This is a genomic window from Shinella zoogloeoides (genome assembly GCF_020883495.1).
GTDB lineage: Bacteria > Pseudomonadota > Alphaproteobacteria > Rhizobiales > Rhizobiaceae > Shinella > Shinella zoogloeoides.
This window is the reverse complement of record NZ_CP086610.1, coordinates 2,925,653-2,946,863: the sequence shown is the minus strand read 5'-3', so window position 1 is coordinate 2,946,863 and position 21,211 is coordinate 2,925,653. Positions and strand designations below refer to the sequence as shown.

At 66.2% G+C, this 21,211-nt stretch carries 24 protein-coding genes and 1 riboswitch; of the genes, 8 read left to right on the top strand and 16 right to left on the bottom strand.

What is annotated here, in order from left to right; genetic code table 11:
• Positions 1-4: 4 nt before the first annotated feature.
• The gene (locus K8M09_RS14575) at positions 5-1,069 is read left to right on the top strand and encodes a sulfate/molybdate ABC transporter ATP-binding protein (RefSeq protein ID WP_160785101.1); all 1,065 of its coding nucleotides are present in this window, start codon (positions 5-7) and stop codon (positions 1,067-1,069) included.
• Positions 1,070-1,116: 47 nt separating this feature from the next.
• On the opposite strand, the gene K8M09_RS14570 is transcribed toward K8M09_RS14575, so the two are convergent.
• On the bottom strand, positions 1,117-1,821 hold the full coding sequence (locus K8M09_RS14570) for a GntR family transcriptional regulator (protein ID WP_160785102.1): 705 nt from the start codon (positions 1,819-1,821) through the stop codon (positions 1,117-1,119).
• A 198-nt stretch (positions 1,822-2,019) separates the two neighbouring features.
• Between K8M09_RS14570 and K8M09_RS14565 the strand changes: the two genes are divergently transcribed.
• Entirely contained in the window at positions 2,020-3,531 is a 1,512-nt protein-coding gene (locus K8M09_RS14565; RefSeq protein WP_160785103.1) for a malonate--CoA ligase, read from the top strand.
• 139 nt (positions 3,532-3,670) lie between these two features.
• Here K8M09_RS14565 and K8M09_RS14560 read toward each other — a convergent pair whose 3' ends face one another.
• Entirely contained in the window at positions 3,671-4,519 is an 849-nt protein-coding gene (locus K8M09_RS14560; protein WP_160785104.1) for a LysR family transcriptional regulator, read from the bottom strand.
• A gap of 137 nt (positions 4,520-4,656) precedes the next feature.
• On the opposite strand from K8M09_RS14560, the gene K8M09_RS14555 reads away from it, so the two are divergent.
• Positions 4,657-5,847: a cyanate transporter gene (locus tag K8M09_RS14555; protein ID WP_206366650.1), complete on the top strand. Its 1,191-nt coding sequence runs from the start codon at positions 4,657-4,659 to the stop codon at positions 5,845-5,847.
• Positions 5,848-5,912: 65 nt separating this feature from the next.
• On the opposite strand, the gene K8M09_RS14550 is transcribed toward K8M09_RS14555, so the two are convergent.
• Both K8M09_RS14550 and K8M09_RS14545 read right to left on the bottom strand, forming a co-directional pair.
• On the bottom strand, positions 5,913-6,749 hold the full coding sequence (locus K8M09_RS14550; protein WP_160785105.1) for a bifunctional allantoicase/(S)-ureidoglycine aminohydrolase: 837 nt from the start codon (positions 6,747-6,749) through the stop codon (positions 5,913-5,915).
• A 35-nt stretch (positions 6,750-6,784) separates the two neighbouring features.
• Positions 6,785-7,372 carry an ankyrin repeat domain-containing protein gene (locus K8M09_RS14545; RefSeq protein WP_380734477.1) on the bottom strand — a complete coding sequence of 196 codons (588 nt, stop codon included), beginning with the start codon at positions 7,370-7,372 and terminating at the stop codon, positions 6,785-6,787.
• Positions 7,373-7,603: 231 nt separating this feature from the next.
• Between K8M09_RS14545 and K8M09_RS14540 the strand changes: the two genes are divergently transcribed.
• Positions 7,604-8,524: a cation diffusion facilitator family transporter gene (locus K8M09_RS14540; RefSeq protein ID WP_160785335.1), complete on the top strand. Its 921-nt coding sequence runs from the start codon at positions 7,604-7,606 to the stop codon at positions 8,522-8,524.
• A gap of 70 nt (positions 8,525-8,594) precedes the next feature.
• On the opposite strand, the gene K8M09_RS14535 is transcribed toward K8M09_RS14540, so the two are convergent.
• On the bottom strand, positions 8,595-9,032 hold the full coding sequence (locus K8M09_RS14535; RefSeq protein ID WP_170299430.1) for a pseudoazurin: 438 nt from the start codon (positions 9,030-9,032) through the stop codon (positions 8,595-8,597).
• 139 nt (positions 9,033-9,171) lie between these two features.
• Positions 9,172-9,885, bottom strand: coding sequence for a fumarylacetoacetate hydrolase family protein (locus tag K8M09_RS14530; RefSeq protein WP_160785108.1), 714 nt, complete (start codon positions 9,883-9,885; stop codon positions 9,172-9,174).
• A gap of 124 nt (positions 9,886-10,009) precedes the next feature.
• Between K8M09_RS14530 and hpaR the strand changes: the two genes are divergently transcribed.
• Positions 10,010-10,510, top strand: coding sequence for a homoprotocatechuate degradation operon regulator HpaR (hpaR, locus tag K8M09_RS14525; RefSeq protein ID WP_206366651.1), 501 nt, complete (start codon positions 10,010-10,012; stop codon positions 10,508-10,510).
• Between the two features lie 93 nt (positions 10,511-10,603).
• Positions 10,604-11,125 carry a tRNA (N6-threonylcarbamoyladenosine(37)-N6)-methyltransferase TrmO gene (gene tsaA, locus K8M09_RS14520; protein ID WP_160785109.1) on the top strand — a complete coding sequence of 174 codons (522 nt, stop codon included), beginning with the start codon at positions 10,604-10,606 and terminating at the stop codon, positions 11,123-11,125.
• On the opposite strand, the gene K8M09_RS14515 is transcribed toward tsaA, so the two are convergent.
• Positions 11,122-11,334: a TOBE domain-containing protein gene (locus K8M09_RS14515; RefSeq protein ID WP_160785110.1), complete on the bottom strand. Its 213-nt coding sequence runs from the start codon at positions 11,332-11,334 to the stop codon at positions 11,122-11,124. The genes tsaA and K8M09_RS14515 overlap by 4 nt on opposite strands.
• 72 nt (positions 11,335-11,406) lie before the next feature.
• Complete coding sequence (locus K8M09_RS14510; protein WP_160785111.1) at positions 11,407-12,684, bottom strand: L-fuconate dehydratase; 1,278 nt, start codon at positions 12,682-12,684, stop codon at positions 11,407-11,409.
• A 134-nt stretch (positions 12,685-12,818) separates the two neighbouring features.
• On the opposite strand from K8M09_RS14510, the gene K8M09_RS14505 reads away from it, so the two are divergent.
• Both K8M09_RS14505 and K8M09_RS14500 read left to right on the top strand, forming a co-directional pair.
• Positions 12,819-13,613 (top strand): IclR family transcriptional regulator, encoded by a 795-nt coding sequence (locus K8M09_RS14505; RefSeq protein ID WP_160785112.1) that lies wholly within the window; start codon positions 12,819-12,821, stop codon positions 13,611-13,613.
• Positions 13,610-14,455 carry an amidohydrolase family protein gene (locus K8M09_RS14500; RefSeq protein WP_160785113.1) on the top strand — a complete coding sequence of 282 codons (846 nt, stop codon included), beginning with the start codon at positions 13,610-13,612 and terminating at the stop codon, positions 14,453-14,455. Before K8M09_RS14505 ends, K8M09_RS14500 begins: the two co-directional genes overlap by 4 nt.
• 1 nt (position 14,456) lies before the next feature.
• Here the strand turns inward: K8M09_RS14500 and K8M09_RS14495 are convergent, their stop codons facing one another.
• From K8M09_RS14495 to K8M09_RS14460, 8 genes are all read right to left on the bottom strand, one after another.
• Positions 14,457-15,062: a thiamine phosphate synthase gene (locus K8M09_RS14495; RefSeq protein WP_160785114.1), complete on the bottom strand. Its 606-nt coding sequence runs from the start codon at positions 15,060-15,062 to the stop codon at positions 14,457-14,459.
• The gene (locus tag K8M09_RS14490) at positions 15,059-15,832 is read right to left on the bottom strand and encodes a thiazole synthase (RefSeq protein WP_160785115.1); all 774 of its coding nucleotides are present in this window, start codon (positions 15,830-15,832) and stop codon (positions 15,059-15,061) included. Before K8M09_RS14490 ends, K8M09_RS14495 begins: the two co-directional genes overlap by 4 nt.
• A gap of 1 nt (position 15,833) precedes the next feature.
• A complete protein-coding gene (gene thiS / locus K8M09_RS14485; protein WP_160785116.1) occupies positions 15,834-16,031 on the bottom strand; it encodes a sulfur carrier protein ThiS in 198 nt (65 codons plus the stop codon).
• On the bottom strand, positions 16,028-17,002 hold the full coding sequence (gene thiO, locus K8M09_RS14480) for a glycine oxidase ThiO (protein WP_206366652.1): 975 nt from the start codon (positions 17,000-17,002) through the stop codon (positions 16,028-16,030). The genes thiS and thiO overlap by 4 nt, the downstream gene beginning before the upstream one ends.
• A 2-nt stretch (positions 17,003-17,004) precedes the next feature.
• Positions 17,005-18,816, bottom strand: a complete 1,812-nt coding sequence (gene thiC, locus K8M09_RS14475; protein WP_160785118.1) for a phosphomethylpyrimidine synthase ThiC — start codon at positions 18,814-18,816, stop codon at positions 17,005-17,007.
• 90 nt (positions 18,817-18,906) lie between these two features.
• Positions 18,907-19,023: riboswitch (TPP riboswitch) on the bottom strand.
• 135 nt (positions 19,024-19,158) lie between these two features.
• The gene (locus K8M09_RS14470) at positions 19,159-19,875 is read right to left on the bottom strand and encodes a Bax inhibitor-1/YccA family protein (RefSeq protein ID WP_160785119.1); all 717 of its coding nucleotides are present in this window, start codon (positions 19,873-19,875) and stop codon (positions 19,159-19,161) included.
• Positions 19,876-19,905: 30 nt separating this feature from the next.
• Positions 19,906-20,679: an anti-sigma factor family protein gene (locus tag K8M09_RS14465; protein ID WP_160785120.1), complete on the bottom strand. Its 774-nt coding sequence runs from the start codon at positions 20,677-20,679 to the stop codon at positions 19,906-19,908.
• Positions 20,666-21,211, bottom strand: coding sequence for a sigma-70 family RNA polymerase sigma factor (locus K8M09_RS14460; RefSeq protein ID WP_160785121.1), 546 nt, complete (start codon positions 21,209-21,211; stop codon positions 20,666-20,668). The genes K8M09_RS14465 and K8M09_RS14460 overlap by 14 nt, the downstream gene beginning before the upstream one ends.

The window sequence follows — 21,211 nt, the reverse complement described above, 5'->3', positions numbered from 1 at the left end:
CGCAATGGACGTCAGTGTAAAAAACATCCGCAAGGAATTCGACCGATACCCGGCGCTGAACGATGTCTCGCTCGACATTCGCTCGGGCGAGTTGATCGCACTTCTCGGCCCCTCCGGCTCGGGCAAGACGACGCTGCTGCGCCTCATCGCCGGCCTTGAGCAGCCGACGCTCGGCAGCATCCATTTCGGCGCGGAGGATGCCTCGCACAAGACCGTGCAGGAGCGCCATGTCGGCTTCGTCTTCCAGCACTATGCGCTGTTCCGCCATATGACGGTGGCCGACAACATCGCCTTCGGTCTGACGGTGCGCCCGCGCGCGGAGCGTCCGCCCAAGGCCGAGATCCGCCGCCGCGTCGGCGAGCTTCTGGACATGGTGCAGCTTTCCGGCCTTGAGAAGCGCTATCCGAACCAGCTTTCCGGCGGCCAGCGCCAGCGCGTGGCGCTCGCCCGCGCCATGGCCATCGAGCCGAAGGTGCTGCTGCTCGACGAGCCTTTCGGCGCGCTCGACGCCAAGGTGCGCAAGGAGCTGCGCCGCTGGCTGCGCGAGTTCCACGACCGCACCGGCCATACGACTGTCTTCGTCACGCACGACCAGGAGGAAGCGCTGGAGCTGGCCGACCGCGTGGTCGTGATGAGCCAGGGCAAGATCGAGCAGGTCGGCTCGTCCGACGATGTCTACGACCGGCCGAACTCGCCCTTCGTCTTCTCCTTCATCGGCGATAGCGCCAGCCTGCCGGTGCGCGTGGAGGAGGGGTGTATCCGCTTCCAGGGCGCACCCGTCGGCATTGCCCCGCGCGGCGGCGATGCGGGCGAGGGGGCGGGCACGCTCTTCTTCCGTCCGCAGGATGTGACGCTTGTCACGGATGCCGGGACACCGGCGCTGGAAGGCCGCATCGCCACGTCCCGCCGCCTTGCCGGCACGCGCATCGCGGATATCGATATCGGCCGGCCGGGTGAGCCGCACCATGTCGAGATCGAAATCCCGCTCGACGCGCAGGCCGCGAACGGCGCGACGCTGCGTTTCAGGCCGACGCGGTGGAAGCTGTTCGCGGACGAGGCTGCGTCCTAGAGGGTTTGTGTTACCGCACTACCGTTGCCGAAGCGAAATCGCTTCGGCTAGACGAGGCCTTCCGCGACGGCATAGGCCGAGAGCACGTCCTTGATATTTCGGTCGTCCTCTTTCGGCAGCAGGGCGCGGGTGGTGATCGAATCGAGGTGATGGGTCATCAGCTTGACTGCGGCCTCGGTCTTGCCGGCAATCAGGTGGTCGAGCAGGTCGCGGTGCTCCGACACGGCGCATTCGGAGGAATGCGGCCGGCCGTAAAGGGCGAGGATCAGCGAGCTGCGGGCGACCGTCTCGTTCACGTAGCGGATGAGGGTCGTATTGTTCGTCATCTGCGCGAGCAGGGTATGGAATTCACCGGCGAGACGGATCGACTGCGCGTGTTCCGTCCGCGCGGCATCTTCGGCGTCGATATGAGCCGAGAGCGTGTCGATCTGCTCCTTGGCAAGCCGGCCCGAAAGGGTCTCGACGACGAGCCGCTCCAGCGCCACGCGGGTAAGGAAGAGGTTCCGCCCTTCCTCCAGCGTCGGCCGCGCCACTGTCGCGCCCTTGTTCGGGCGCAGGTCGACCAGTCCTTCCTCGCTGAGCCGCACCAGCGCCTCGCGCACCAGCGTGCGGCTGACGCCGAGACGTTCGCCGATGGAATCCTCCGGCAGCTTCGCGCCGGGTGAAAGAGCCTGATCGAGGATTGCGCGTTTCAGCGCCCGGTGGACGGCATGCGAGCGCCCGCGAACCGAATCGCCCGTTTTCTGTACCATGCGGTGTTCTCCCGTTCCGCAATTTGTTTGCGGCAAATTGCATGCAAAGGGTGAGTCTGTCCACCCGTTTGCCGGAGCCGCAATGATGGTTCCGGCCAAGTGTATGCGATTTTCACCGGCCGTCGCCCTGCGTTTCCCTCTGGCGCCGCCGCCCGGCGGTGTGACAAGGTGCGGCTCGTCACGGAAAAGGAGACCCCCATGGCCAATCATCTTTTCGATGCGATCCGCGCCGCCGCGCCGTCGGAGGCGGCGTTCATCGAGACGGCCGAGGGGCGGAGCTGGACCTATGGCGAGATGATCGCCTTTTCCGGCCGGCTGGCGGGCGCATTGCGGCAGCTCGGCGTCCTGCCGGGAGAGCGGATGGCGGTGCAGGTGGAGAAAAGCCCGGAAGCGCTGATGCTCTATCTCGCCTGCCTGCGGGTGGGGGCCGTCTACCTGCCGCTCAACACGGCCTATACGCTGGCCGAACTCGACTATTTCCTGGGGGACGCCACGCCGCGGCTGGTGGTCGTCGATCCGACGCAGGGCGAAAGCGTCGCCGGCATGGCGAAGGCGTGCGGCGGCACGGTCGCCACGATGGATGCGGCGGGCGGTGGCAGCCTGCTCGCGCTTGCCGCCGGGCTGGAGGCGGATTTCGTCGATGCCGAGCGCGGGCCGGACGATCTGGCGGCGATCCTCTACACGTCCGGCACGACCGGCCGCTCCAAGGGCGCGATGCTCACCCACGACAACCTGCTCTCGAACGCGCTGGCGCTGCGCGATCATTGGCGCTTCACCGGCGCGGACCGGCTGATCCATGCGCTGCCGATCTTCCACACGCACGGCCTTTTCGTCGCCTCCAACGTGACGCTGCTGTCGGGCGCGTCGATGTTCTTCCTGCCGAGGTTCGACGCGGGCGAGGCCCTGCGGCTGATGGAGCGCGCCACGGTGCTGATGGGCGTGCCGACCTTCTATGTCCGCCTGCTGCAACATCCGGGCCTGACGCGCGAGGCGACCGCCCATATGCGGCTGTTCGTGTCCGGCTCCGCGCCGCTGCTTGCCGAAACCCATCGCAGCTTCTCGGACCGGACCGGCCACGCCATCCTCGAGCGCTACGGCATGACCGAGACCAACATGAACACCTCGAACCCCTATGACGGCGACCGGGTGGCGGGCACGGTGGGCTTCCCGCTGCCGGGCGTCCTGCTGCGCGTCGCCGATCCGCAGACCGGAAAATCTCTGCCCGACGGCGAGACGGGCATGATCGAGGTGAAGGGGCCGAACGTCTTCAAGGGCTACTGGCGCATGCCGGAAAAGACGGCCGCCGAATTCCGCATGGACGGCTTCTTCATCACGGGCGACCTCGGCAAGATCGACGAGCGCGGCTATGTGCATATCGTCGGCCGCGGCAAGGACCTCGTGATCTCGGGCGGCTACAACATCTATCCGAAGGAAGTGGAGATGGAGATCGACGCCATGCCCGGCGTCGTGGAAAGCGCGGTCATCGGCGTGCCGCATCCCGATTTCGGCGAGGGGGTGACGGCGGTCGTGGTGCGGGCGGCAGGAGCGGCGCTCGACGAGCCGGCCGTGCTCGCCGCCCTGCAGAACCGGCTGGCGCGCTACAAGCAGCCCAAGCGCGTGCTCTTCGTCGAAGACCTCCCGCGCAACACGATGGGCAAGGTGCAGAAGAACGTGCTGCGCGAGACCTATGCGGATATCTACAAGGGCTAGGACCATCGACTTCAGCCCATGCCGGCCTGCAAATGGTGCTTTTGCGAGCTTCCGGTGCTCACGTACCGAAAGTACGCTGCGCTCCGGGTCCCGCAAAAGCACCATTTTCGGCTCAGCCTGAACTGAAGCTCGATGGGTCCTAGATACGCGCGAAATGCCGCCTGAGGATGTCGAGCACTTCGTCGGCCAGCTCGCCGACGAAGCCGCTTTTCTCCCAGGAATAGAGCGAGGCGAAGACCGGCGGTTCGCCCGCGAAGCCGGCGAGCGGCTCGATCCGCCAGCCTTTCGTGGCGTCGACCGGCAGCAGCGAGAGGCCGAGGCCCGCTTCCACGGCCATCAGCACGTTGCGCAGGCTGGCGGAGGTGAAGGCGATGTACCAGCGGCGGCGCTCGCGCTCCAGCCGCTCGAACATGGCGTCGCGATAAAGCCCGCCGGGCGGGAAGGTAACGAGCGGCACCGGGTCGGGCAGGCTTCCGGCCGCGCCGGGCGCGGCGAACCAGGCGATCGGCTCCTCGAAGCTCGCCAGGCTGTCCTCTCCCGGCGCATCCTCCTTCAGCACCACGATATCGAGTTCGCCGGAGCGGTAGCGGCGGGCAAGATCGGAGCGCAGGCCGGTGGTGACGTCGAGGCGGGCCTCCTTGTGACGCCGGGTGAAGGCGGCGAAGGCCCGGGCCATTTCCGGGGTCGCGATGTCGTCTGGCATGCCGATCCGGACCGAGGTGGTGCCGGAGGTTTCCGCCACCAGCGTCAGCGCCTCGTCCTGCAGGGCGAGGATGCGCCGGGCGTGGCCGAGCAGGCGTTCCCCGGTCACCGTCAGGCGCACCGGGCGGGCGGCGCGGTCCACCAGCGCGCGGCCGATCGCATCCTCAAGACGGGCGATCTGCTGGCTCATGGTCGATTGGGTCATGTGCAGGCGGTCGGCGGCGGCGGTGAAGCTGCCGGCGTCGGCAATCGCCACGAAGGCCCGGAGCAGGCGCGGGTCGAGCACGATCCCTCCATCCAGATTCAGAATGATGGCTATCTAAACATCTAATTTGCGCATGATTCAAGCGAGTGATAGCCATAGGCGCATGATCGCCGGGCCGTCATGCCCGCGCGGACAGGTATTTTCAGCACGAGAGAAGCATGATGACGGATATGCGCCCCGGCCGCGATTGGGCAATGCTCGCACTGGTCGTTCTGGTCGGCCTCAATCTCCGGCCCTTCATCGCCGCGCCGGCGCCCATTCTCGCCGAGATCGTCGCCGATACAGGCCTCGGTTATGGCGGGATCGCCATGCTGACGCTGCTGCCGATGTTCCTGATGGGGGTTGGCGCCTTCGTGGCGCCCGGCCTGCAGGTGCGCACCGGCACGCGGCGCGGCCTGCTTGCCGCGCTCGCCATCCTGCTCGCCGGCTCGGCGCTGCGTCTCTTCGCCCATGACGGGCTGACGCTGATCGCGACGGCGGCGCTCTGCGGCATCGGCGTCGCCTTCATCCAGGCCGCCTTTCCCGGCATCATCAAGGCGCGGTTCCCGACCAGCGTGCCGGTCGTCACGGGGCTTTACTCCGCCGTCATCATGGCCGGCGGGGCCTTCGGGGCGCGGCTGATGCCGGTGCTCGTGCATGCCGGCTTCGGCTGGCGGGCGGCGCTCGCCTGGCTGGCCCTGCCGGTGGCTCTGGCGCTGGCCGCCGCCTGGCGCATCCTGTCCGACGTCGAGGCGAAGAAGCCGGACGGCACGCTCACCCGCCGGCTGCTGCGGCGTCCGCGCACCTGGGCGCTGATGGCGGCCTTCGGCCTGATCAATGCCGGCTACAGCTCGATGATCGCCTGGCTTGCGCCCTATTATCAGGCGCAGGGCTGGACGAGCGCGGACGGCAGCGGCCTCGTTGCTGTCATGGCGGCCTGTCAGGCCGCCGCGGCGCTGGGTCTGCCGTTCCTCGCCCGCGGCAATGTCGACCGCCGCCGCTGGCTCTGGCTGACCATCGCTTTCCAGATTATCGGCTTCTTCGGTCTCGCGCGCTTTCCCGAGCTGGCGCCGGCGCTCTGGGCGGGGCTTTGCGGGGCGGGTCTCGGCGGCAGCTTCGCGCTCGCCATCGTCACTGCGCTCGATCATCTGCCGAGCCCCGAGCAGGCCGGCGCGCTCGCCGCGCTGATGCAGGGCGGCGGGTTCCTCATCGCGGCCATCGGCCCCTATGCGATGGCGGTGCTGCACGACTGGACGGGCGGCTTTGCGGCCGGCTGGTATCTGCATCTCGGCTGCGTGCTGGTGACGGCGCTGCTTTATCTGCGCTTCGACCCTCGCTCCTATCCGGTGGCGATGCCGGTAGCCGGATAGGCCCAATCGACAACAAAAAACCCGCGCCGGTGGGGCGCGGGTTTCGTGGTGAGCAACCGATCCGCTCAGCGACGTGCGCCGAAGGGCCTCAGCGCCATGTGACGGTTGACGTCCTTGTAGAGCAGGTAGCGGAACGGGCCGGGGCCGCCGGCATAGCAGGCCTGCGGGCAGAAGGCGCGCAGCCACATGAAGTCGCCGGCTTCCACTTCCACCCAGTCCTGGTTGAGACGGTAGACGGCCTTGCCCTGCAGCACGTAGAGGCCGTGTTCCATGACGTGGGTCTCGGCGAAGGGAATGACGGCGCCGGGCATCAGCGTGACGATGGTCACATGCATGTCGTGGCGAAGGTCGTTCGGGTCGACGAAGCGGGTCGTCGCCCAGCCGCCGTCCGTATCGGGCGTGACGGAGGGGGTGATGTCCTTCTCATTGAGGATCAGCGGCTCGGGATGGTCGAGACCGTCCACGGCCTCATAGGCCTTGCGGATCCAGTGGAAGCGGGCATGGGCGCCCGAGCGGTTGCGCAGCGACCACTTCAGGCCCGGCGGCAGGAAGGCGTAGCCGCCCGGCGTCAGCGTGTGCTTGCCGGCCGGCAGCGTCAGCTCCACTTCGCCGTCGACGACGAAGAGAACGCCCTCGGCCTCCGGGTCCTGCTCCGGCCGGTCGCTGCCGCCGCCGGGGGCGACTTCCATGACATATTGCGAGAAGGTCTCGGAAAAGCCAGAAAGCGGGCGGGCGATGACCCAGCAGCGCGTGTTGTCCCAGAAGGGCAGGAAGCTGGTGACGATGTCCTGCATCGTGCCCTTGGGGAGCACCGCATAGGCCTCCGTGAAAACGGCGCGGCCGGTCAGCAGGTCGGTCTGCGGCGGGTGGCCGCCGAGGGAGGAGTAGTAGCTTCTTTGCATCGTCTCAGGCCCTTTGTCTTGAGTGTTTCCGTTATTCATTTCGCCCCTGCCTTTTCGAGCAGGGCGGCGATTTCGTCGAAGCCGCGGTCGCGGGCATGGCGCAGCGGCGTCACGCCGTCATTGTCGGCGAGGTTCACATTGGCGCCGGCCGCGATCAGAAGGCCGACGATCTGCTGATGACGCTTGCCCCCGTCGCCGAGGATGATCGCCTCCAGAAGCGCAGTCCAGCCGAGCCGGTTGACATGGTCGATGGCGACGCCCGCCTTGATCAGCGTGTCCACCGTCTCGACAAGGCCGCGCTCGGAGGCCGGGATCAGCGAGGTGCCGCCATAGCGGTTGATGCTTTTGAGGTCCGCGCCATGGGCGAGCGTCAGCTTGAGGATATCGAGATGGCCGCGCGCGCCGGCATAGAGATAGGGGCTGTCCTGGATATCGTCCTTGGCGTTGACATTCGCGCCCGCTTCGATCAGCGCGCGGGCCGCTTCCACCTTGTTGGCATGGGTGGCGACGAGCAGCGCGGTCGCGCCGCTGGCGTCCCGCGCCTCGATGTCCGCGCCCCCGGCGAGCAAGGCCCGGATGGCGGCGGTGTCGCCGGCAGCGGCGGCCTTGTGCAACTGGGTCATCGTATGCTCGGCGGCAAGGAGGGGAAGGGAGGGCAGCGCAAGGAGAAGCCAGGTCGAAAGCAGGGCAAGTTTCAGCATGGGCCATCCCGTGAGCGTGTGCGGATGAAATTAACAGGCGACCGCACCATTAGAAAATTAAATGTGTAAATCCGTACCATGCAGAAGATGGAATTCGGTGCGGCGGGCCGCTATAACGGGCGCCTTCTCGATCGACAAAGGGGCTGTCTCATGATGAAAACGGAACAGGGGCTGCTGCGCGTCTCCATCGCCGTCACCATCCTCCTGGCGGGCGTCGGCATTCTGTTCGGTATTCTCTCCGGTTCCTTCGCCATCGTCTTCGACGGTATCTATGCGATGACGGATGCGTCGATGACGGTTCTGGCGCTCGTGGTCTCGAACCTCATCGCCTCCTCGGCGACCGACGGGAAGAACCCGCTCGTCAAGCATTTCACCATGGGTTTCTGGCATCTGGAGCCGATGGTGCTGGGCCTCAACGGCATCCTGCTCACCGGCGCGGCGACCTATGCGCTGATCAACGCCGTCAGCAGTATCATGAACGGCGGGCGGCTGTTCGATTTCGGCGCGGCGATCACCTATTCCGTCGTGACGCTTGCGATCACGATCACCATGGCCATCGTCAGCGCGCGGGCGAACCGCACCATCAAGTCGGAATTCGTCGCGCTCGACGTCAAGTCCTGGATCATGTCCTCCGGTCTTACCGGCGCCCTGCTCGTCGCCTTTATCGGCGGTGCGCTGATCCAGGGCACCAAGCACGAATGGATGTCGCCCTATATCGACCCGGTCGCGCTGGCGCTCGTCTGCCTCGTCATCATCCCCATTCCGGCCGGCACGATCCGGCAGGCGCTTGCCGATATCCTGCTCGTCACCCCGGCCGACCTGAAGAGCCATGTCGACGCCGTGGCGGAAACCATCGTCGAGCGGCACGGCTTCCTTTCCTACCGGGCCTATGTCGCCCGCGTCGGCCGCGGCCGGCAGATCGAGCTTTTCTTCATCGTGCCGGCGGATCTCCCGGCGCGCAAATTGCAGGATTGGGATGCGATCCGCGACGAGGTCGGCATCGCCATCGGTGACGAGGGCCCGGACCGCTGGCTGACCATCGCCTTCACCACCGATCCCGAATGGGCGGATTGACGAAGAAAACCCGGAGCGGATCGCTCCGCCCCGGGTTTCCGGCCCCCGCCCCGTAAGGACGTATTGCGTATCAGAGACCGGCTGCCGCGATGGCGGCATCCAGACGCTCGCGTGCCTTCTTCGGCAGCTTGCCGGTCTTGACGGCATCGAGGTTCGCCGGCGCATCGCCGACGATGACAACACCCACCATGCCCATGCCGACATGCGGCGTGCATTTCACGCCATAGGCGCCGGCCTTGTCGAAGGTGACCTTGTAGGTCTCGTTCATCTTGCTCTTGAAGGCTTCCGCGCCCTCGGGGATCATGTCCTTGATCGTCTCGACATTGTGACCCTTGTCGGTGGGGATGAAGGTGACCGTATCGCCGGGGGCGACCTTCACGAAGGCCGGCTCGAACACCATGGCGCCTTCGGCGCCCTTGTTCAGCATATGCACTTCAAAATCCGCCGCCGCTGCCGGAAGCGCGAGGGCCAGAATGACTGCTGCCGCGCCGACGATGCTCTTTGCCATGGTACGCACTGGAATTCTCCTTCTGACGAACGTCAATCGTTCATGCACAAAGGAGTAGGCTCGCGAAGGGCTTCCTTCTTTGACATTGATCAAACAAGGCGGGGAATGTGCGTGGCGTCCTGTCGCAGGGATGGCCCCGTCAGACGACCGTCACGGCGATGCCGTCCAGCCCGTCGATATGGGCCTCCATCACGTCGCCTTTCCGGATCGCGCCGACGCCCGCGGGCGTGCCGGCGAAGATGAGGTCGCCCGGTGCGAGAACGAAGAGACGGGAGAGGTGGGCGAGCATCTCTGGCACCTTCCAGATCATCTGGCCGAGGTCGCCGTCCTGCCGCACCGCGCCGTTGACGGCAAGCCGGATCGCGCCGCGCGCCGGATGGCCGATCTTGGCGACGGGGTGGATCGGCCCGCAGGGGGCGGAATGCTCGAAGGCCTTGGCGATCTCCCAGGGGCGGCCGTGCTTCTTGGCTTCGGCCTGCAGGTCGCGGCGCGTCATGTCCAGCCCGACGGCATAGCCGTAGACGCAGTCGAGCGCGTTTTCCGCCGCGATGTCGCTGCCGCCGCTTTTCAGCGCCACGACCAGCTCGACCTCGTGATGCACGTCGCTGGTTGCGGGCGGATAGGGAAAGCCGTTTTCGGGCGCGGTGAGCGTATCCGGGTTCTTCTGGAAGAAGAAGGGCGGCTCGCGCACCGGGTCGTGCCCCATCTCGATGGCGTGGTCGGCGAAGTTGCGGCCGACGCAATAGATGCGATGCACCGGAAAGAGCGCGGACATGCCCTTGACCGGCAGGGCGGGAACGGCGGGCGGGGCGAAGATGTAGGTGTGTGCGGGCGGGGCGTTTTCGGCTGTCATGGCGTGCTGCGCTTTCGAGAGACTGTTTGCGGCGTGGACGCTAGCATGCCGGCGGCGACAGGCGAACCGTTCTTCCCGGCTTTCCATTGCGCGGGCCGGGAAAATCGCGGATAGAGGCAGGACGATGAACGGTGCGCCTTCGGACATGGACAATCCCGACAAGACGAACGACGGGTCCCCGCGTGAACGCCGGCGCTCGCTGGCAATCGGCCTCTTGAAGGCGCGCGAGGCGGTGATGAGCCATTTCCGGCCGATCCTCGCCGACCATGACGTCACCGAGCAGCAATGGCGGGTGCTGCGCGTCCTGGCGGAGGCCGGTACGCTCGATGCATCGGAGCTTGCGGAAAAGGCCTTCATCCTTGCGCCGAGCCTGACGCGCATGCTGCGCTCGCTGGAGGAGCGGGGCCTGATCCTGCGGCACAAGGACAAGGACGACGGCCGCCGCGTGCTGCTGCAACTCGCCCCGGCCGGACAGGCGGTGATCGACGAGGTGATGCCGGATTCCCGCCGTGTCTATGCGGATATCGATGCACGCTTCGGGACGCAGCGGGTCGATGCGCTTCTCGACATGCTGGAGGAGCTTGCCGCCCTCAAGCTCGACGGCAAGGGCGGCGGCGAGGAATAGGCCGTCGCCTGTCGCCGGTGAGATTTGCATCTTTCAAAAGCATCCTCCGGCCGTTATCGTCGTATCCAGTGGAATATAGCGATGGAGATGGGCATGGTCCGGCTGAATGAAATCCGTGACAACGAGGTGGCGATTGCGCCGCCGCAGGCGGAGGATGCCGCGCTCGTCTTCATCGGGCGGATTTCGACGCCCTGGACCTCGCGTCTGGAAACGCCCCGGCAGGGCCGCCCGGACGGGCCGGTCTGCACCATCGAGATATTCGAGCCATGGGTGGCGGCGCTGAAGGGCGTCGAACGTTTCGAGCGATTGGAAGTGCTCTACTGGCTGCACCAGTCGCGCCGCGACCTCGTGCTGCAAAGTCCGGCCTCGAACGGCGAGGTGCATGGCACCTTCTCCATCCGCTCGCCCGTCAGGCCCAACCCGATCGGCACGTCCATCGTCGCTCTGGAAAAGATCGAGGGCAATCGCCTCTTCGTGCGCGGCCTCGATTGCCTCGACGGCACGCCGCTGATCGACCTGAAGCCGGATCGGACGCTCTTCAAGCCGATTGCGCCGCCCCAGCCGGGCGATTTCGAGACCGGCCAGGTGCATATGTGCAAGAAGATCGACGGTTAATCGTCGATGGCGACCATCACGTCGGACGCCTTGACGACGGCATAGGCTTCCTGCCCGGCGGCAAGGCCTAGCTCGTTCACCGCTTCGTTGGTGATCGCGGCGGTGATGATCGAGCCGCCACCGACATCGATGCGGACATGGGCGGTCGTCGCGCCGAGGATGACTTCGACGATCTTGCCCTTGAGGCGGTTGCGGGCGCTGATTTTCATGGGAATTCTCCTGTGTTGGAGCCGCGAAACTAGCAGTCCGGTCCAGGATTTGAAAGTGCGCCGCCCGTTTTCCTAGGGGCGGAACGTATAGGCCGCAATCGATTCCGGCTTCATCTCGATGGAGAAGCCGGGCCGCACCGGCGGCATGTAGGCGGCGTTCTCAATGCGGCAGGGATCGAGGAAATGTTCGTGCAGGTGGTCGACATATTCGATCACCCGGCCGTCCTTCGTGCCCGAGACGGCGACATAGTCGATCATCGACAGGTGCTGCACATATTCGCAAAGCCCGACGCCGCCGGCATGGGGCCAGACGGGCAGGCCGTACTTCGCCGCCATCAGCAGCACGGCCAGCACCTCGTTGAGGCCGCCCATGCGGCAACTGTCGATCTGCACGATATCGATGGCGCCGCCGGCGATCATCTGCTTGAAGACGATGCGGTTCTGGCACATTTCCCCGGTCGCGACCTTCACCGGATGGATCGCCTCGCGGATCGCCTTGTGGCCGGCAATGTCGTCGGGGCTGGTCGGCTCCTCGATGAAGAAGGGCCTGTAGGGCTGCAATTCCTTCACCCAGTCGATGGCTTGCCCGACCTCCCAGACCTGATTGGCGTCGATCATCAGGAAGCGCTCGTCGCCGATCTCCTCGCGGGTGATGCGCAGGCGGCGCTTGTCGTCCTCCAGGTCGCGGCCGACCTTCATCTTGATATGGGTGAAACCTTCCGCGACCGCCTCCCGGCAGAGCCGCCGCAGCTTCTCGTCGTCATAGCCGAGCCAGCCGGCCGAGGTCGTGTAGCAGGCATAACCTTCCGCCTCGAGCGTTGCGATGCGCTCCGCCTTGCCGGCCTCCGCTTTCTTCAGGATGGCCAGCGCCTCCTCGGGCGTCAGCGCATCCGTCAGGTAGCGGAAGTCGACGATGGAAAGGATGTCCTCCGCGCTCATCTCCGCGACGAGACGCCAGACGGGCTTTCCGGCCTGCTTGGCCAGCAGATCCCAGACGGCATTGACCACCGCGCCGGTGGCGAGGTGCATCGCGCCCTTGTCCGGGCCGATCCAGCGGAGCTGGCTGTCGCTCGTCACATGCCGCCAGAAGCGGCCGGGATTCTCGCGGATCCAGTCGAGGTCGAGGCCGACGACGAGGTGCTTCATCGCGTCGATGGCCGCGCAGCAGATCTCGTTGCCGCGGCCGATGGTGAAGGTGAGGCCATGGCCCTCCAGCCCCGCCGTATCCGTGCCGAGCACGACATAGGCGGCCGAATAGTCCGGGTCGGGGTTCATCGCGTCCGAGCCGTCCAGCTTCTGCGAGGTGGGGAAGCGCAGGTCTATCGAGCGGAGGCTGGTGATCCTGGTCATGGGGTCCCCTGACGATATGGCTATTGCTCATTAATAAGTAGATCATTTATATACAGGTCAATCAGGCCGTTTCGTCAAGCCCAATCCTGTTCGGGGCTTGCCGCATCGAAGCTACCGATTTCGAGGGAGAAGCCGTGTCGGACGAGGACAACGATCGCTACCGCGCGCCGGCGCTCGACAAGGGGCTGGATATCCTGGAGCTTCTGGCCGGGGTGGATGGCGGTCTCACGCAGGCCGAGATCGCCAAGCGGCTCGGCCGCAGCCCGAACGAGTTCTACCGCATGCTCGACCGCCTCGTGAGGCGCGGCTATGTCACCCGCATCGATGGCGACCGTTTCTCGCTGACGCTGAAACTCTTCGGCCTCGCCCAGCTTCACGCCCCGCCGCGCCGTCTCGCCTCCTTCGCGGTGCCGGTGATGCGCGAGCTTGCCGAGGCGTCCCGGCAGGCGAACCAGCTCGTCGTCTTCGACCGCGGTAACCCGGTGGTCATCGCCCAGCAGGAAGCGCCGGGCTACTGGGGCATTTCCATCCGCGTCGGCTCGCGCATCGGCCTATTCGACACCGGCTCGGGCCATGTGCTTCTGGCGTTCCGCGCACCGCCTGAGCGCGCGCGCATGATCGCCGAACATCTCGGCGATGGCGATGCGGACGGGCGGGTGACGCCGGAATTCCTGGCCCGTCTCGATCTCATCCGCGCCCGTGGCTACGAGACGATGCCGAGCGCCCAGACGGCGGGCGTCGTCAACCTGTCCGCCCCGGTGCTCGGGGCCGACGGCACCGCCATCGCAGCGCTGACCGTGCCCTATATCACGCTGATCAACGCACCCACGGCCCCCGATATTGCCGCGACCACCCGGCTCGTCGTCGAAGCGACGGCCCGGCTCTCGGACATGACCGGCGCGGGCTTCACCAGCGAGGACGCACCATGATCGTCGATACGCATCTGCACCTCATCTACCGGGACCGGCTGTCCTATCCCTGGCTGGCGAATGTCCCGCCGCTCGACGCCGATTTCACCCATGCGGCCTATGCGCGGGAGGCGCGCCGGCTCGGCATCGTCGCGGCGCTGCATATGGAAGTGGATGTCGCGGAGGCGGATATTGCGCGAGAGACGGCGATGGTCGAGGCGCTGGCCGGGGAAGCGGGGAGCCTGCTCGTCGGGGCCATTGCCGCCTGCCGGCCGGAAGAGCCGGATTTTCCCGCCTATCTGGAGCGGGTGCTCGCCGATCCTTTCGTGTGCGGCTTCCGTCGCGTCCTGCATGTGGTGCCGGACGATGTTTCCGAAGGCGCGCTGTTCCGGGAGAATATCAGCCGACTGGCCGGCACCGGCCTCAATTTCGACCTCTGCGTTCTGCCGCACCAGATCGGGAAGGCGATTGCGCTCGCCGATCTTGCTCCCGATGTTTCCTTCGTGCTCGACCATTGCGGCGTGCCGGATATCAAGGGCGGCGGCTTCGACTTGTGGAAGGGGCCGGTTGCGGAGATCGCCCGCCGGCCGAATGTCACGGTCAAGCTGTCCGGCATTCCCGCCTATGGCGCGGACGACTGGACGCTGGAGGACCTGAAGCCATATTTCGGCCATGTCGCGGCATGTTTCGGCTTCGAGCGCATGGTCTGGGGCAGCGACTGGCCGGTCTGCACGCTCGGCGGTGGCCTTTCCACCTGGATCGGCGCGACCCAGGCGTTGCTGTCCGGCGTCAGCCTTGAGGACAAGCGGCGCGTCTTCTCCGAGAATGCCTGGCGGCTCTGGAAGATCGCGCCGAAAGCCTGATCTATCGCCAGCGCGCCGTATGGGAGATCCATTCGCGGGTGCGCGCCTCGGGGTCGGCGTTCAACGTGATGTCGGTCACGACGGCGGCGCTATCCGCGCCGTTCTCGAAGACGGCCGGCAGGCGCTCCGGGTTGAGGCCGCCGATGGCGACGAGGGGAAGCGGGGCGATGCGCGCTTTCCAGATACCCAGTCGCTCGACACCCTGCGGGGCCCATTTCATCCTCTTCAGGATCGTCGGCCAGACGGGGCCGAGCGCCACGTAATCCGGCGTTACGGCGAGCGCCGTTTCCAGCTCCGTCTCGTCATGGGTGGAGAGGCCGAGCTTCATGCCGGCGGCGCGGATCGCCGGCACATCGGCAACGGCGAGGTCCTCCTGCCCGAGATGCACGAAGTCGCAGCCCTCCTCGATGGCGAACCGCCAGTAATCGTTGACGATGAGCTGGCAGCCGTGCTCGGCGCAGACGGCTTTCGCCCGGCGGATTTCCGCGCGCAGCCGGTCTTCCGGCAGGTCCTTCATGCGAAGCTGCACGAGTTTCACGCCGAGAGGTACGAGCCGTTCGATCCAGCCGGCGCTGTCGACGATGAGATAGAAGGGATCGAGCTTCATGAAAAGACGGCCTTTCCGATGACGGGGGTGGAGGGAACGGCCATGTCGCGCGGCTCCAATGGCACGGCGCGGTGCGCCATGCGGCCCGCCTCGATGGCATGGGCGAAGGCTTCCGCCATGGAGGCAGGGTCGCCGGCCCCGGCGACGGCGGTGTTGAGCAGCACGGCGTCGTAGCCGAGTTCCATGACGCTTGCGGTATGCGAGGGACGGCCGATACCTGCGTCGACGATCAGCGGGATTTCGGGGAAGTGGGTGCGGAAGGTGCGCAGCGCCATCGGGTTGATCGGCCCCATGGCCGAGCCGATCGGCGCGCACCAGGGCATCAGCACGCGGCATCCCGCCTCCAGCAGCCGTTCCGCCACGACGAGGTCGTCGGTTGTATAGGGGAAGACCTGGAAACCCTCGCCGGTGAGGATGCGGGCTGCCTCGACGAGGCCGAAGACGTCGGGCTGGAGCGTGTCGTGATGGCCGATCACCTCCAGCTTGATCCAGTCGGTGCGGAAAACCTCGCGCGCCATCTTCGCCGTCAGCACGGCTTCCTTGACGCTGTGGCAGCCGGCGGTGTTGGGCAGGATGCGCACGCCGAGGTCCCGGATCATCTCGAAGAACGCGCCGCCCGCCTTGCCGCCCGCACTTTCCCGGCGCAGCGAGACCGTGACGATCTCCGTCTTCGAGCGCCGCACCGCATCCGCGAGAATGGCCGGGGAAGGATAGCGCGCGGTGCCGAGCAGCAGGCGGCAGCCGACTTCGACGTCGTAAAGTTTCAGCATGTCAGCCTCCCTGCATGGGCGAAAGGATTTCGATGCGGTCGCGCGCGCCGAGCGCGAAGGCGTCGCGGTCCTCGCGATGCACCAGTTCGCCGTTGACGGCCGTCGCCAGCCAGTCGCCGTCATAGTCGAGCGCGGCCAGCAGGTCGGCGAGCGTTGCGGCGGCGACCTCCTGTTCCTCGCCATTGATGATGAAGGTCATGAGGCTTTCCTTTCCGGCTGCCGCTGGCGCAGGAGGATGCGGGCGACCTCTCCCGCCATGGCGGGGGCGAGCAGGAAGCCGTGGCGGTAGAGGCCGTTGACATGGATGGTGTCGCCGTCCTCCGTCACGCGCGGCAGGTTGTCGGGATAGGCGGGGCGCAGGCCCGCGCCGGTCTCGACAAGCCGAGCCTCGCCGAAGGCCGGGTGCAGGGCATAGGTGGCGTTCAGCAGTTCCATCAGCGAGCGGGCAGTAACGGGGCCGTCGTCGTCGCTTTCGATCATGGTCGCGCCGACCATGAAGCGATTGCCCTCCCGCGGCACGATGTAGAGCGGGTGGCGGGGATGCAGCAGGCGGACGGGGCGGGACAGGCGGATTTCGCCGGTTTCGAGGGTGAGCATTTCGCCGCGAACGCCCCGAAGCATCGGCAGATGGCCGATACGCGCCGCGCCGGTGCAGTCGATCACCCTGTCATAGCCGCCCTTGTCCCTGACGCCGAGAAGGAAGCGCATGCGCGCCTCCTCCAGCCCGGCGGCGAGGGCGGAAAGGGCGAGGCGCGGATCGAGATGGGCTTCCTGCCGGAAGAACAGCGCCTTCTGGAACCGTCCCGAAAGGTCCGGTTCCAGCGCGGCGATGCTTTCCGCGTCCAGCCATTCCCAGCCGCTTGTCCGGCCGGCGAAGCGGTCGAGTTCGCCGGCGTCGCGGCCGGCGGCGACGATCAGCGTGCCCTTGCGATGCACATGGCCGGGCAGGGCTGCTTCCCACCAGTCGGCAGCCGTGCGGCCGAGCGTCAGCACCGGCTCCTCGGCGCTTTCCCGCTCGCACCACGGGGCGAGCATGCCGCCGGCAAGGCCGGACGCGCCGCTCGCCACCCTTTCTGCGCGGTCCGTGATCGTGACATCGAAGCCATGGCGGTAGAGTTGCCAGGCGGTGGCAAGGCCGGCGACGCCGGCGCCCTTGACGAGGATGCGCATGGTCATTCTCCAGCCAGCGGCATGTAGAGGTCACCGCCCTCACGGAATTTCGCGGCCATGGCCTCCAGCCCCTCCTTCTGCGCTTCGGCGCGGATGTCGTGCGAGATGCGCATGGAGCAGAATTTCGGGCCGCACATGGAGCAGAAATGCGCGACCTTGTGCGCCTCCTTGGGCAAGGTCTCGTCGTGGAAGGCGCGGGCGGTTTCCGGATCGAGCGAGAGGTTGAACTGATCCTCCCAGCGGAATTCGAAACGGGCGCGCGACAGCGCGTCGTCGCGAATCTTCGCCGCCGGATGTCCCTTGGCGAGATCGGCTGCATGGGCGGCGATCTTGTAGGTGATGACGCCGACCTTCACGTCGTTGCGGTCGGGCAGGCCGAGATGTTCCTTGGGCGTGACGTAGCAGAGCATCGCCGTGCCGAACCAGCCGATCATCGCCGCGCCGATGCCCGAGGTGATGTGATCGTAGCCGGGGGCGATGTCCGTCGTCAGCGGGCCGAGCGTGTAGAAGGGGGCCTCGCCGCAGGTTGCAAGCTGCTTGTCCATGTTCTCCTTGATCTTGTGCATCGGCACATGGCCGGGGCCTTCGATCATGACCTGGCAATCCTTCGCCCAGGCGATCTGCGTCAGCTCGCCGAGCGTTTCGAGTTCGGCGAACTGCGCGGCGTCGTTGGCGTCGGCAATCGAGCCGGGGCGCAGGCCGTCACCGAGCGAGAAGGTGACGTCATAGGCGCGGCAGATATCGCAGATTTCCTCGAAATGCTCGTAGAGGAAGCTCTCGCGGTGATGGTGCAGACACCACTTGGCCATGATCGAGCCGCCGCGCGAGACGATGCCCGTGACACGGTTCACGGTCAGCGGAATGTAGTGCAGCCGCACGCCGGCATGGATGGTGAAATAGTCGACGCCCTGTTCCGCCTGCTCGATCAGCGTGTCGCGGTAGACCTCCCAGGTCAGGTCCTCGGCAATGCCGTTCACCTTCTCCAGCGCCTGGTAGAGCGGCACGGTGCCGATGGGGACCGGCGAATTGCGGATGATCCATTCGCGGATATTGTGGATGTTGCGGCCGGTCGACAGGTCCATGACCGTATCGGCGCCCCAGCGGATCGCCCAGACCATCTTCTCCACCTCTTCCGCCATGGAGGAGGTGACGGCGGAATTGCCGATATTGGCGTTGATCTTCACGAGGAAGTTCCGGCCGATGATCATCGGCTCGGCCTCCGGGTGGTTGATGTTGGCTGGGATGACCGCCCTGCCGCTCGCCACTTCCTGCCGGACGAATTCCGGCGTGACAAAGTCCGGAATATGCGCGCCAAAACTTTCGCCGTCGCGGGCAAGGGCTTCCTGCGCGGCCTTGCGGCCGAGGTTTTCGCGGATGGCGATGAATTCCATCTCGGGCGTGACGATGCCGGCGCGGGCATAGGCGAGCTGCGTCACCGCCTTGCCGTCGGTCGCCCGGCGCGGGCGGCTCAGCACCGGGAATTCCGGCGTCAGCCGCTCGCCGGTGGCAAAGCCGTTGTCCTCCGGGCGGATATGGCGGCCCTCATAGGCTTGCGTATCGCCGCGGGCGGCGACCCAGCTTTCGCGAAGACGCGGCAGGCCGCCCTCGATGGAAACGACATGGGCGGGGTCGGTATAGGGGCCGGAGGCGTCGTAGACCGTGACCGGCGGTTCGCCCGACGTCGGGTGCAGGGCGATCTCGCGCATCGGCACGCGGATATCCGGGTGCAGTTCGCCGGGAATGTGGATTTTCCGCGAGGCGGGAAGCGCCCCGGTCGTGACGGTGGGGGTGAGTTTCTGGGCGGCAATATTCATCGTGAGGCTCCAAGTTGCGTTTGGAGACCCAGTCCTAGAGCCGGAATGATGGAAGAACGCGGGAGACGGAATCCGGGTTGCGGATTGCCTGCCACAGCGCTTGCACCGTCCCTACGCCAGTATGAACTGGATCAGGTTCAACGGGTCACTGCGCTGCGAAAGCCAGCAGTATCTCAGCCCCTTGTCGGGACCCCCCTGGTGAATGTCTCAAGCAAAGACGCTGCGGGGAGATTTGTCAACGGGGGTAATTTATGTAAGTGAATTCTTACGTTTTATTGCGATGCGTACAGAAGAAAACGGCGGGATATTGCCCGCCGTTCCCTTTGAAATCGCTTGCGAAAACTACTCGCGTTCGCCCGTGAAATTCAGCAGAAGCTGGAAGATGTTGACGAAGTTGAGATAGAGCGACAGCGCGCCGAACACGGCCATCTTCTGCTGCGACTCGTGGCCGATATTTTCCGCATACTGCTCCTTGATGTTCTGCGTGTCCCAGGCGGTGAGACCGACGAAGACGACGATGCCGATCACCGAGATGGCGAACTGCAGGGCGCTGGAGCCGAGGAAGATGTTGACGATGGAGGCGATGACGACGCCGATGAGGCCCATCATCAGGAACGAGCCGAACTTGGAGAGGTCACGCTTCGTCACATAGCCGTAGAGGCTCGTCGCGCCGAACATGGTGGCGGCGATGAAGAAGGTGCGGGCGATGCTCATGCCGGTGAAGACGAGGAACACCGAGGCGAGCGACAGGCCCATGACGGCGCAGAAGACCCAGAAGGTCATCTGCGCGGTGCTGGCCGACATCGTCTGGATCTTGAACGAGAAGAAGAAGACGAAGGCGAGCGGCGCAAGCATCACCACCCACTTCAGCGGCGAGGAGAAGATCGGCACGTAGAGGGCCGGCGTCGAGCCGACGATGAAGGCGATGAGGCCGGTGATGACGAGGCCGGCGCCCATGTAGTTGTAGACGCGCAGCATGTGCTGGCGCAGGCCCTCGTCGAAGAGGGCGGCCGACTGCGCCTGCGCGCCGTAGCCGAAACGCTGTTGTACGGGTTCCATGGAAATCTCCTTCGGTCTGGAAGCGGTTGATCAGTAGAGCGTGCGGGAAAGGTCCCGCGCGGTGTCCGCCAGGTCGTCGGCCTTGCGGCTTTCCGACACCAGCGCATAGGCGACATCGCCGATCTGCCAGTAGGCGGCACGGGCATTGTCGGCGTGGAAGACGAGGGCGTGCTGCACGGCGAAGGAGCCGGGCCGCACGGCAAAGAGCGACAGGCGCTCACCCTTCACGGGTTCAAGCACCAGTTCGACGCTCGGGCCATAGGCGGAGGGGAAGACCTGCGTGTCGATGACGCTCCATCCCTTCGGCAGGTCCGGCAGCACGATGGCCGTCGCGGAGCGGATTTCGGCCGGGTCGAAAGTCTCGGTTTCCGGCTGAGAGGTCATGCTGTCGCGCAGCAGCGTGGTGCGGTGCGCGCGCACGGCCTCTTCCACGAAGGCCGGCGGCGGCGTGGAGGCCACGACCTCCGTCGCACCGAAGGGGCCGAGCACGGCATGGGCCGTCCAGCCGGCCGCGACGAAGAGCGCGATGGTCGCGGCGCGGCGGAAGAGCGAGAAGATGCGGCGGCGCGAAAGCGAGCGTTCCAGCAGGCGCGCGGCTTCCCGCGTCTCCTGCCGCGTCACAGTGCGGTGGTCGGCAAGCGCAAGCCGCAGTTCGTCGCGCACGCGCAGGTCCTGCATGACCTGCGCGGCGACGTCCGGCCGCTCCGAAAGATAGGCCTCCACCTCGATGCGCCGGCCGACGGCCAGCTGCTCGTCGACATAGGCGTTGAGGTCGGTTTCGAGGATGGGGTCATTGCTTGTCATCGCCGGTGCCTCCGACAATCTTGAGATGGGTGACGGGCGCGGCATTGCCGCCCTGTTCGAAGGTTCGCAGCCGCTGGCGGGCGCGGGCGACGCGCGACATCAGCGTGCCGACCGGAATGCCGAGTGCTTCGGCCGCTTCCTGATAGGAAAGCTCCTCGATGGCGACGAGATGCAGCGCTGCGCGCTGCTCTTCCGGCAGGTCGAAGAAGGCGTTGCGAAGCTGCGTCAGGCGCACCGAATGGTCCTGGTTGGCGGCAATCGCCGTCTCGGCGATCTCGGCCGCCGCGTCGTGGCGGCGCTCCTGGGAGCGGCGCTGGCGCAGGCGGTCGATATGGGCGTTGTGCAGGATCGACATCAGCCAGTTGCGCACATTCGCGCCGGTGCGGAAGGTCGATTGCCGCTCATAGGCTTTCACCAGCGCGTCATGCACCAGATCCTCGGCCTCGTCCGGATTGCGGACGAGCGACAGGGCGTAGCGCCTCAGCGCCGCAAGCTGTCCGATCACGTTGAAGCCGGGTGTCTTTGCGTTCAT